Genomic DNA, 10,595 nt, shown 5'->3' on the forward strand with positions numbered 1-10,595 from the left:
ATGCAGGAATTACGGCTTCATTTAATGTAGTTGCGTATCCGAATCCATACAGTGAAACCTTCAATTTGAGTTTAACAACTGCAAGTGAGGCGAAAGTAGGTATCGTGGTTTATGATATGACCGGAAGACTTATTGAAAGAACAGAAGTGAGAGCTACCGATATTGTTGAACAACATATCGGAGATCATTATCCTAGCGGAGTTTACAACGTTGTTGTAACACAAGGCGAGGAAGTTAAAACACTTCGCGTTATCAAACGATAAGTAATAACAAATTAATAAAGTAAAAAGACCTTCGAGAAATCGAGGGTCTTTTTTTATTGAATCTGTTGGTATTTATTGATTTGTCCTTCAAATGTAGTTAGAGTAGTTCCGGAAATAATTTCGAAACTAATTGTACTGGAATCTCTTGCGGGTTAAACTAACTTATAGCACATCAGTTTGTACGTTGTAAATTGCATATCAGAATAGATCTAAATTTCAAACTGTTAGGTTTTGTCAATGCATTAAAAAATAAAAAAAACCGCAATCTCTTTCAAAATTACGGTTTTCAGGTATAAAGGTTAGTTTATATTTAGTTATTCAGCATAACCGGCATCACAAGCATGGTTACGGTTTCACCTTCATCTAAGCCATCGATTGGCGTTAAAATTCCAGCACGATTTGGCATCGACATTTCCAACATAATTTCGTCAGAAGTTAAATTTGTCAACATTTCAGATAAGAATCTTGAGTTGAAACCAATTTGCATATCATCGCCTTGATAATCACAAGTTAGTCTTTCCTCTGCCTTGTTTGAGTAATCAATATCTTCAGCAGAAATATTCAACTCTGCGCCGGCAATTTTCAAACGAATCTGGTGTGTAGTTTTGTTAGAGAAAATAGCAACACGACGAACAGAATTCAGTAACAGAACTCTATTAATCATCAGTTTATTTGGATTTTCCTTTGGGATTACCGCTTCATAATTTGGATATTTCCCATCAATTAAACGACAAGTCAAAATATAACTCTCGAAGGAGAAAGTAGCATTCGAATCGTTGTATTCAATAGTTACATCAGCATCAGATGTTCCAAGAATACTTTTCAGAATATTCAAAGGTTTTTTTGGCATAATGAAATCAGCAACTTGTGAAGCTTTCACATCGGCACGTGCATATTTCACTAGTTTATGAGCATCGGTTGCCACAAAAATCAAACCTTCCGGAGAAAACTGGAAAAATACACCGCTCATCACGGGACGTAAATCATCATTTCCGGCAGCAAAAATAGTTTTGCTAATCGCTGTAGCTAAAACATCTGAAGGAACCACTGTTGACGATGGGTTGTCCAAGCTTACCGATTTTGGAAATTCTTCTCCGGGAGCATACGCAATAGCATATTTTCCGGAATTAGAACTGATTTCGATAGTACTGTTTTCTTCAACGGTAAAAGTCAACGGTTGCTCCGGAAATGTTTTCAGAATGTCTAATAACAATTTGGCAGGAACCGCAACGCTTCCTTTGCTGGTAGAATCAATTTCTAATGTAGCCGACATTGTTGTCTCTAAATCAGAAGCGGAAACGCTAAGGTTTTTATGATCTAATTCAAAAAGAAAATTATCTAAAATAGGCAAAGTATTACTACTGTTAATAACGCTACCTAAAACTTGCAGTTGTTTTAATAAGTATGAACTCGATACTATGAATTTCATCTGAATTTTTTATTTGTTTTTTAATGGAAGATGGAATGCCTTGTAAAATGCGTTTATAACAAACCTTTGTCTTGGGCATTTCATTTCTGTTTATTTTTTACAAATATATCTTAAACTAGGGGATTTCAAAAAGTTTTTTATTAACATTACTTACTATATTTTCGCTTGCGCAGAAAGGTAAATGCCACGCCAAATAACAGCAAGATAACTATTGGTACTGCTACAGTTATGACTTGCGATTGCGTGTAGGAAGCATAAACTTTTTCTTTATCCAAAATAGGCAGATTCACTTCCTTGCTTCTAATGTTAATAAGTCCGGTATCATCCAGTAAATAATTGACGCAATTCATCATGAATTCCTTATTGGCGTATAAATTATTGGTCCATTTATCATAACCCAATTCCATTGGCTGTAAGTTTTTGTCCAATTGATTCCGAATGATATCACCATCCGAAACGACAATCATTTTACTGTTTTTTGCAGAAGTTTTAAAGCTGGAATCGGTAAACGGTAAAACCCTATTTTCATAAACTGAATGAAATTGTCCTTCCAATAAAACGGCTACAGGATAATTTCCTGTTCCAGTAAATTCTTTTTGGTCTGGTCGTTCTGAAACCATTTTTAAATTAATTTCTGCAGGAGTTCCAACCAGTTTCGAATATTGTGATGATTGCAGCAAAATGGTTTTTTCAATGGCATTATTCAATGGTTCAATTGGGCTCGTGAACTGAAATTTTATTCCATCCAGATTGCTCACGATTGGGTTACTCACTGTCGGATAAATCAATGGCGAATAAAACCACGGATATTGTGTGTACTGTGTTGCGCTTCCCTGTCCGCCAGTTGCCAGAGCAATTGGAGTATTTTGTAAATCGAAAATTAAATCAGGGCGAATTCTGATGCCATATTTGAAGAACATATCATTCAGATTCAAATCTCTTGGAAATGCTAAATTGGAACCCGATTGATTGTATAAACTATCCATTTCCATATTGACCTGATCTATCAGCCAAATCGTTTTGCCACCATTGATGACATATTGGTCTAAGACTTGTTTCTCTTCGTCAGAGAAGGCTTCTGTTGGTTTGGCGATAATGGCTAAATCGTATTTTTTCAGATATTTCAAACTTTCTACCGGACTTTTGGCAACGGAATCTAAAGTAAATGGCCCGATATAATAATTGTCTTTAACGGATTTAATAAAATCAGCCATCAAAACATCTTGCAATTCACCATTTCCTTGAATAACGGCCACTTTCTTTTGCTTGGCTTTTGAAACCGTATTGATAGCATTAGCGAAAGCATACTCTAAATGCTGCACCGAACTCACCACTTTTTCGGCTGTTGATGCGCCCATCATGTTTTTCAGCAAAGGCACTTTTACCGAACGATTGCCACAAGTAGCCACAGCCCAGGGGAAAACGACTTCCTGTGTTTGTTGCCCTTTGTCGTTTACCGTCACATTTACGGGTGTCATACCGCGTTCCATAAATGACTGCAAGGTTTTTTCTTTTGCCTCTTCATCTTCTAAAGGATTGACAAACTGGAAAATAATATTCGAATTCTGCGCCTTAAATTCCTCTAACAATTGTTGGGTTTCGGTTTGTAGTTTTTTGAATTCTCCAGGGAAATCTCCTTCCAGAAAAACATCGATATACAATGGTTCTTTAACTTCAGCTACAATGTTTAATGAGGTTTGCGAAAGCGTATAGCGTTTGTCAGCAGTTAAATCAAATCGTTTAAAAACAAAATGCCCTGCAATGTTCAGAAGTACTATTATCCCAATAGTAACAACGATTTTTTTGAAGTTGTTTTTGATAGCGCTCATTACGTTTTTAAGGATTTAAGTTTAAAAACCGTAAACGACAAGAACAAAAATGAGACACTCACAAAATATAAAATATCTCTTGTGTCTAAAACGCCTCGCGACATGCTTTTGAAATGATTATCCATTCCAATTCGGGAAACAGCATCTTCAAAACCTTTGGCATAATTTGAAATTCCTTCAAAACCAAAGTAAAACAGAAAACATAAAAAAACAGAAAGTAAAAAGGCCACAATCTGATTTTCGGAAAGCGTGGATGTAAAAATTCCGATAGAAGTGTAAGCTGCAACTAAAAATAGTAATCCAAAATAAGAACCCATAGTTCTTCCCATATCGATATTTCCTTCGGGCATTCCCAAGCTTGAAATCACACAAACATAAACTAAGGTTGGCAAAAGCGCAATAACAATTAGTAAAAAAGAACCGAGAAATTTACCGTTTACAATCTGCCAAAGCGATAATGGTTTTGTCAATAATAATTCAATTGTTCCCTGTTTTTTTTCATCCGAAAAGCTACGCATCGTCACGGCTGGAATAAGGAAAATAAATATCCATGGTGCCAAAGTGAAAAACGGGCTCAAATCGGCAAAACCACTTTGCAGGATGTTGTATTCGCCATCAAAAACCCAAAGGAACAATCCGTTGAGCAATAGAAACAATCCAATCACGAGGTAACCTATTGGTGAACCAAAGAAGGATTTTATTTCGCGTAACGCTATTGATCTCATATTATCTGTTGTCTGTTATCTGTTGTCTGTTATCTGTTGTCTGTTATCTGTTGTCTGTTATCTGTTATCTGTTATCTGTTGTCTGTTATCTGTTATCCGTTTTTAACCGATAACTGAAAACCGACAACTTTTAAGTTAAACTTACTATTTTATCCACACTCCATGCTTCCGGTTTTTCATTGAATAGTTTTTTGGTGAATGTCCAAACATCATAAAACAATTCTGATTGCCGGTAGTTTTCCAAGTCATTTTCGGCTTCCCAAAAACTATAGGTAAAGAAAATACTTGGATTGTTTTTATCCTGATACAATTCGAGAAAACGATTGCCTTCAGCACCGCGTATTTTTTCTTTCATCACGTCAAAATTTTCCAAAAACTTTGGAATATTTTCTTCGTGGAAACTCATTTTTACTATTCGTATGAACATTGTCTTTTTCTAATTAAAATCAATCGTCACAACATCTCTATAACTCAACCCTAATAAACTGGAAGCTGAACCAACTGTATCAGGATTACTCCTGAAAATGGCAATTTCCATAAAGCCTGCTTCGTTAAAAATAGCTAATTTTTCCCCTTCATAATACTTTAGTGGATAGTTGGAGGAAATACCAATATCAGAGTATTTCGGTAAAATGGTTTTAATGATTTTATTCTTAAACTGGATTTCATAAGGGCGCGTTTTACCCACTTCCAAAAACAATTTCTTGGAAATGTTGGTCACCGCATTACCTAAATGATCGATGTAAATCACATATCCTTTAATTTGGTTTTCCTGAACAATTGCCTGAAGTTCGGTAACTTCTTTAATGGCTTTAATTTCTTTGCCAATAACGTTGAGCAAACCGCCTTTTGCTAAATGACAGGCGACCTTTACAAACACATCCAAATCGGTGGCGTCATCCGGTAAACGGTCATGGATATTGATAACAACCAATTTTTGGGGAACGATTTTCTGTATCAGGATACTCAAAATCCCATTATCGGCACAAATAAAGTACTGATCATTCCACTGCATGGCAATATGCTGATTTTCCGTATTCAATTCGATGTCAACACCAATCAAATGAACGGTTCCTTTTGGAAAACTGCTGTAAGTTGCACCAATTATATAAGAAGCTTCGGCAACATTGAAAGCATCAATATCGTGGGAAATATCAATAATAGTGGCTTCGCGAAACTCTGATAATAATTTACCTTTCAAAGCCCCGACAAAGTGGTCTTTCAATCCGTAATCGGTTGTTAAGGTGATTATTGACATTGATTGTTTATAACTTGGTTGAAATCAGTTCCCAAAATAGTGAGGCCTGTAGTTTTATTTGATTAAATTTGGGTACAAAGCTAATAATATATAGCGAATTATTTTAATTTAATACTGCTGCTTTTGAACGAACGTATCATTGAACTACACGACATCGCACCAAAAGAATTTTGGGGCGCTCAAGACACTCATCTTGAAACTATTAAAAGGTATTACCCTAAACTCAAAATTGTCGCTCGTGGCACAACCCTCAAGGCATTTGGCGAAAAAGAAGAACTGGATGAGTTCGAAATGCGCTTTAACCGCCTGATGTTGCATTTCACACGATATAACAATATTGATGATAACGTTATCGACAGGGTTATACATAGCAATTTGCAGGAAGAACAGCGTATGCCCGACAGTGATAAAATATTGGTGCACGGAATAGGAGGAAAGCTTATTAAAGCAATGACGCCTAACCAACAAAAACTTGTAGATTATGTAGCCAAAAACGATATGGTTTTTGCTGTTGGTCCAGCCGGAACTGGGAAAACCTATACAGGCGTCGCTCTGGCGGTAAAAGCACTAAAAGAAAAGCAGGTAAAACGGATTATTCTAACACGTCCTGCGGTGGAAGCCGGAGAAAATCTGGGTTTCCTTCCGGGAGATATGAAAGAAAAACTCGATCCATACATGCAACCATTATATGATGCTTTGCGCGATATGCTGCCACCACAAACTTTGGAAGATTACATCCTAAAAGGAATTATACAAATTGCACCATTGGCTTTCATGCGTGGAAGAACCCTAGATAATGCTTTCGTGATTTTGGATGAAGCTCAGAATACAACCCATTCGCAGATGAAAATGTTTTTAACCCGTATGGGAAAAAGTGCTAAGTTTATCATCACGGGTGATCCGGGACAAGTTGATTTGCCGCGCAGAACCATTTCGGGGTTGAAAGAAGCTATACTTGTTTTAAAAGATGTTGAAGGTATTGGTATCATTTATCTTGATGACAAAGACATTGTTCGTCATAGGTTAGTCAAAAAAGTAATTGATGCCTACAAGAGTATTGAGAATAACGATTAAAAGTATTAACTTGTCATTCTGACGAAGGAAGAATCTCAACCCTGCTAAACTAAAGTTGGCGGGGTTCTTTTTTTATTATTGTTGATGCCTTAAAATTTACTTCAAATTCCTATTTTTGCACCCACAACAACACAACATAATGAATACTTTAACTACAACCCATTTCCAGTTTCCTGGACAAAAATCTGTTTATCGCGGAAAAGTCCGTGAAGTTTATAATATTAACGACGAATTGTTGGTAATGATTGCTACTGACAGATTATCTGCCTTTGATGTCGTAATGCCAAAAGGAATACCTTATAAAGGACAAATTCTAAATCAAATTGCCACCAGGTTTATGCACTTAACTCAGGATATTGTTCCGAATTGGCTTATTGCAACTCCGGATCCAAACGTTGCTGTTGGACATCTTTGTGAGCCTTTTAAAGTGGAGATGGTAATCCGTGGTTATCTTTCAGGTCATGCAGCACGTGAGTATGCTTTAGGAAAAAGAACTATTTGTGGTGTTACTATGGCAGAAGGATTAAAAGAAAATGACCAATTTCCTCCCGAAGCTTCGGGACCAATAATCACTCCGACAACAAAAGCTGATAACGGTTCACACGATGAAGACATTTCGCGTGAAGCTATTTTAGCAAACGGAATTGTTTCAGAAGAAGATTATTTAATTTTAGAGAAATACACACATGCTTTATATCAACGTGGAACTGAAATTGCAGCAAGTCGTGGCTTGATTTTGGTTGACACTAAATATGAATTCGGGAAAACCAAACACGGAAAGATTGTTTTAATTGATGAAATTCACACACCAGATTCATCTCGCTATTTTTATGCTGACGGTTATCAGGAAAGTCAGGACAAAGGTGAAGAACAAAAACAATTATCTAAGGAGTTCGTTCGCCGCTGGTTGATTGAAAACGGTTTTCAGGGAAAAGAAGGACAAGAAATTCCGGATATGACTGATGAATATATAGAAACGGTTTCGAAACGCTACATAGAATTATACGAAAACATATTATACGAAAAATTTATCAAAGCTGATATTTCCGACATCAATAAGAGAATTGAAAAGAATGTATTAGGATTTCTCGATCGATAAAACAACTCTCCAATAACTGCATTCGCCCGATATGGTATCGCATATAAAGATTAAATGTTAATAATTTGTTAAATCTAAGTACTATGCAAAACAAGGTATCTGTTTTTAGCCATATATTTGCATAGGATATTAATAACAAATATAAAATCATCATCATGAAATCATCAATCATTTTTTTAGGACTAGTTGCTCTAAGCTTTACTAATGCAAATGCAACTACTGAGTTTGAAAATCAAGTTTTGGACCAACAGGAATTCGCTTCATTAAATGTAGAAAACGCAAGCCATAACGAATTATTAAACGAAACTGACACAACAGTTTTTAATCCAAATTCTGTTATCACAACAACTTACGTAAAAACAATCGAGGATGTGATAGCTGAAAACAAGTTAATCACTGAAAACATCGAACAAGATGTTCAACCGCTTCCATTAGAAAACGCTATTGAAGATAGAATTGCTGAAGACAATCAAATTATTGAAAGTACTATTTCAACTGAATTTTACCCTTTAAATTTTGAAAAAATAAACAGTAAAATTCAATGTGTAAAAGTGTACAAAACCAATCCTACTATTACAGTAGACTTAAAATTATAAGTTTAGGTTGATTGCTTTCGCAGCCATGCGAAAGTTAAAGCATCCGCCACGGCGGATGCTTTTTGTTTTGTTATTATTTGAAATAGGAAAAAGTATCGTTATTTTCTATATTTAATAAACTCTCATAAATTAACTTAATTACGTTTTCAACATCGTCTCTGTGAACCATTTCAACCGTAGTGTGCATATAACGCAATGGCAACGAAATCAAAGCCGAAGCAACGCCACCATTACTGTAGGCAAAAGCGTCAGTATCCGTTCCCGTAGCTCTTGAAGTAGCATGACGTTGAAAAGGTATTTTATTCGCCTCAGCCGTTTCCACAATCAAATCTCTCAGCGTATTATGAACGGCTGGTGCATAAGCAATTACCGGACCTTTACCCATCTGTAAATCGCCTTCGATTTTCTTCTCAATCATTGGAGTTGTTGTGTCGTGACAAACATCGGTTACAATAGCAACATTAGGTTTTATAGTGTTGGTAATCATTTCGGCACCACGAAGTCCAATTTCTTCCTGAACAGAATTTGTAATGTAGAGCCCAAAAGGTAATTTCTTTTTATTTTCTTTTAAAAGTCGGGCAACTTCGGCAATCATAAAACCACCCATTCTATTGTCAATGGCACGGCAGACAAATTTGTTACCATTCAAAATCATAAACTCATCAGGATACGTTATTACGCAACCAACATGAACGCCAAGTTTTTCGACTTCATCTTTCGTAGAACACCCGCAATCAATGAATATATTATGCAATGTAGCTGATTCTTCTTTACCGCGATTTCGGGTATGAATAGCCGGCCAGCCGAAAACACCTTTTACAATTCCTTTTTTAGTATGGATATTAACTCTTTTAGAAGGCGCAATCTGATGATCAGAACCACCATTTCTTATAACATATATTAATCCTTCGGCTGTAATGTAATTCACATACCAAGAAATTTCATCCGAATGTCCTTCAATAACCACTTTATACTTTGCATCCGGATTGATTACTCCCACAGCCGAACCATAAGTGTCAGTTATAAAAGTATCAACATAAGGTTTCAAATAATCCATCCAAAGTTTTTGACCATTCGATTCATAACCAGTTGGAGAGGCATTATTTAAATAGGTTTCCAAAAAGGAAAGCGAGGATTTGGTTAGAATAGATTTTGCTGTCATAAAAATATTTTTTGCTAAAATATAAATTTGGCATTACAGTTGTTAGGGATATTCCATATTTTTACCCTAACAAACTCTATCGATGAAATCAAAGATTCACGAACACCCAAAAAATAATTTTATAAGCATGAGTAAAAAGTTAATTTACTTCTTTTTATTTCTTTCTGTTTCCTTTATTTCAAACGCACAAATTACAAACGATTCTATAACAAAAAAAGAAGTCGTAACCGATGGAAATGACACTATTGTTCCGTTGGAAGAAGTTGTTGTCTATAAACATAAGTTAAGTCACGAAGAAATGAAAGAGTTTCAATTACTTCAAAACAGAGTCTATAAAGTTTATCCAATTGCCAAAATTGCAGCTGAGCGGTTGACAGTTTTGAATAAGAATATGGACAAAATGAAAACAAATAGAGAAAAAAAGAAATACTTCAAGATAGTCGAGGATTATATGGAAAATGAATTCACAGGACAATTAAAGAAGCTCTCAAGAAAACAAGGCCAAATACTGGTTAAATTAATCCATCGTCAAACAGGTTTTACAACATTCGAATTGATCAAGGATTATAAAAGCGGCTGGAAAGCATTTTGGTCTAATAACACCGCGAGACTATTCGATATAAATCTCAAAACAAAATACGCACCTTTTGAGGTGAACGAAGATTTTTTAATAGAATCCATTCTAGATCGCGCGTTTGTCAGAGGCAGATTGGTTAATCAAACACCCGCAAAAACGGTAGATATAGATGAACTCTATGATTTTTGGGAAAAGAAAACCTCTAAAAAATAACCCCATATATTTCGTTTAAAATAGAAGGAGCACGGCAATTGTAGTTTCCAGGACGCCTCGTCCCGCTATCCGCGCTACATGCCTGCCTGCCGTCCGGCAGGGTAGCCAGCTCCTATCGGGGCTATTGATGACTTTTGGTTTTCATCAACAATTATGCAGACTGCCGTTAGGGTCCACCAACGATGATCAATTGTAAAACCCGAGTTATCAACCTCTTAAAAAAAAGGCAAAAAAACCTCAAAATTTATTTGGAACAAAAGTGATTTAGTTTTTATATTTGCACCCCGCAAGAGTGAAGTTCTATTTAAAAACTGGAAAAACGAGGAGATTAAAATAAATTCAAAAATAATTTTAAAAAGCCTTGTTGGTT

Annotated in this window: 11 protein-coding genes; 5 read left to right on the forward strand and 6 right to left on the reverse strand. The window is 35.8% G+C overall.

The window, feature by feature from the left end:
- Positions 1–263: T9SS type A sorting domain-containing protein (locus tag Q0Q99_RS09220; protein ID WP_293894701.1), on the forward strand; the 263-nt coding region annotated here is incomplete at its 5' end.
- Positions 264–573: 310 nt separating this feature from the next.
- Here Q0Q99_RS09220 and dnaN read toward each other — a convergent pair.
- From dnaN to Q0Q99_RS09245, 5 genes are all read right to left on the reverse strand, one after another.
- The gene (dnaN, locus tag Q0Q99_RS09225) at positions 574–1,692 is read right to left on the reverse strand and encodes a DNA polymerase III subunit beta (RefSeq protein WP_293894703.1); all 1,119 of its coding nucleotides are present in this window, start codon (positions 1,690–1,692) and stop codon (positions 574–576) included.
- Positions 1,693–1,838: 146 nt separating this feature from the next.
- The gene (gldG, locus tag Q0Q99_RS09230) at positions 1,839–3,521 is read right to left on the reverse strand and encodes a gliding motility-associated ABC transporter substrate-binding protein GldG (protein WP_293894706.1); all 1,683 of its coding nucleotides are present in this window, start codon (positions 3,519–3,521) and stop codon (positions 1,839–1,841) included.
- A complete protein-coding gene (gene gldF, locus Q0Q99_RS09235; protein ID WP_293894709.1) occupies positions 3,521–4,246 on the reverse strand; it encodes a gliding motility-associated ABC transporter permease subunit GldF in 726 nt (241 codons plus the stop codon). Before gldF ends, gldG begins: the two co-directional genes overlap by 1 nt.
- 130 nt (positions 4,247–4,376) lie before the next feature.
- Positions 4,377–4,673 (reverse strand): putative quinol monooxygenase, encoded by a 297-nt coding sequence (locus tag Q0Q99_RS09240; protein WP_293894712.1) that lies wholly within the window; start codon positions 4,671–4,673, stop codon positions 4,377–4,379.
- Positions 4,674–4,682: 9 nt separating this feature from the next.
- Positions 4,683–5,504 carry an SAM-dependent chlorinase/fluorinase gene (locus Q0Q99_RS09245; RefSeq protein ID WP_293894715.1) on the reverse strand — a complete coding sequence of 274 codons (822 nt, stop codon included), beginning with the start codon at positions 5,502–5,504 and terminating at the stop codon, positions 4,683–4,685.
- A 123-nt stretch (positions 5,505–5,627) separates the two neighbouring features.
- Here Q0Q99_RS09245 and Q0Q99_RS09250 point away from each other — a divergent pair, with 123 nt between their 5' ends.
- From Q0Q99_RS09250 to Q0Q99_RS09260, 3 genes are all read left to right on the forward strand, one after another.
- Complete coding sequence (locus tag Q0Q99_RS09250) at positions 5,628–6,578, forward strand: PhoH family protein (RefSeq protein WP_293894718.1); 951 nt, start codon at positions 5,628–5,630, stop codon at positions 6,576–6,578.
- 139 nt (positions 6,579–6,717) lie between these two features.
- Positions 6,718–7,677: a phosphoribosylaminoimidazolesuccinocarboxamide synthase gene (locus Q0Q99_RS09255; protein WP_293894721.1), complete on the forward strand. Its 960-nt coding sequence runs from the start codon at positions 6,718–6,720 to the stop codon at positions 7,675–7,677.
- 155 nt (positions 7,678–7,832) lie between these two features.
- Positions 7,833–8,273 carry a hypothetical protein gene (locus Q0Q99_RS09260; protein ID WP_293894724.1) on the forward strand — a complete coding sequence of 147 codons (441 nt, stop codon included), beginning with the start codon at positions 7,833–7,835 and terminating at the stop codon, positions 8,271–8,273.
- Between the two features lie 73 nt (positions 8,274–8,346).
- On the opposite strand, the gene Q0Q99_RS09265 is transcribed toward Q0Q99_RS09260, so the two are convergent.
- Entirely contained in the window at positions 8,347–9,435 is a 1,089-nt protein-coding gene (locus tag Q0Q99_RS09265; protein WP_293894727.1) for a M42 family metallopeptidase, read from the reverse strand.
- Positions 9,436–9,562: 127 nt separating this feature from the next.
- Between Q0Q99_RS09265 and Q0Q99_RS09270 the strand changes: the two genes are divergently transcribed.
- Entirely contained in the window at positions 9,563–10,225 is a 663-nt protein-coding gene (locus tag Q0Q99_RS09270; protein WP_293894730.1) for a DUF4294 domain-containing protein, read from the forward strand.
- Positions 10,226–10,595 lie beyond the last annotated feature (370 nt).

It is taken from the genome of Flavobacterium sp., assembly GCF_025352425.1.
Lineage (GTDB): Bacteria > Bacteroidota > Bacteroidia > Flavobacteriales > Flavobacteriaceae > Flavobacterium.

What these genes read in the sequence shown, in the direction of transcription:
- dnaN (WP_293894703.1), bottom strand. Translation starts at nt 1,692, where the DNA reads ATGAAATTCATAGTATCGAGTTCATACTTATTAAAACAACTGCAAGTT.
- gldG (WP_293894706.1), bottom strand. Translation starts at nt 3,521, where the DNA reads ATGAGCGCTATCAAAAACAACTTCAAAAAAATCGTTGTTACTATTGGG.
- gldF (WP_293894709.1), bottom strand. Translation starts at nt 4,246, where the DNA reads ATGAGATCAATAGCGTTACGCGAAATAAAATCCTTCTTTGGTTCACCA.
- Q0Q99_RS09240 (WP_293894712.1), bottom strand. Translation starts at nt 4,673, where the DNA reads ATGTTCATACGAATAGTAAAAATGAGTTTCCACGAAGAAAATATTCCA.
- Q0Q99_RS09245 (WP_293894715.1), bottom strand. Translation starts at nt 5,504, where the DNA reads ATGTCAATAATCACCTTAACAACCGATTACGGATTGAAAGACCACTTT.
- Q0Q99_RS09255 (WP_293894721.1), top strand. Translation starts at nt 6,718, where the DNA reads ATGAATACTTTAACTACAACCCATTTCCAGTTTCCTGGACAAAAATCT.
- Q0Q99_RS09260 (WP_293894724.1), top strand. Translation starts at nt 7,833, where the DNA reads ATGAAATCATCAATCATTTTTTTAGGACTAGTTGCTCTAAGCTTTACT.
- Q0Q99_RS09265 (WP_293894727.1), bottom strand. Translation starts at nt 9,435, where the DNA reads ATGACAGCAAAATCTATTCTAACCAAATCCTCGCTTTCCTTTTTGGAA.
- Q0Q99_RS09270 (WP_293894730.1), top strand. Translation starts at nt 9,563, where the DNA reads ATGAGTAAAAAGTTAATTTACTTCTTTTTATTTCTTTCTGTTTCCTTT.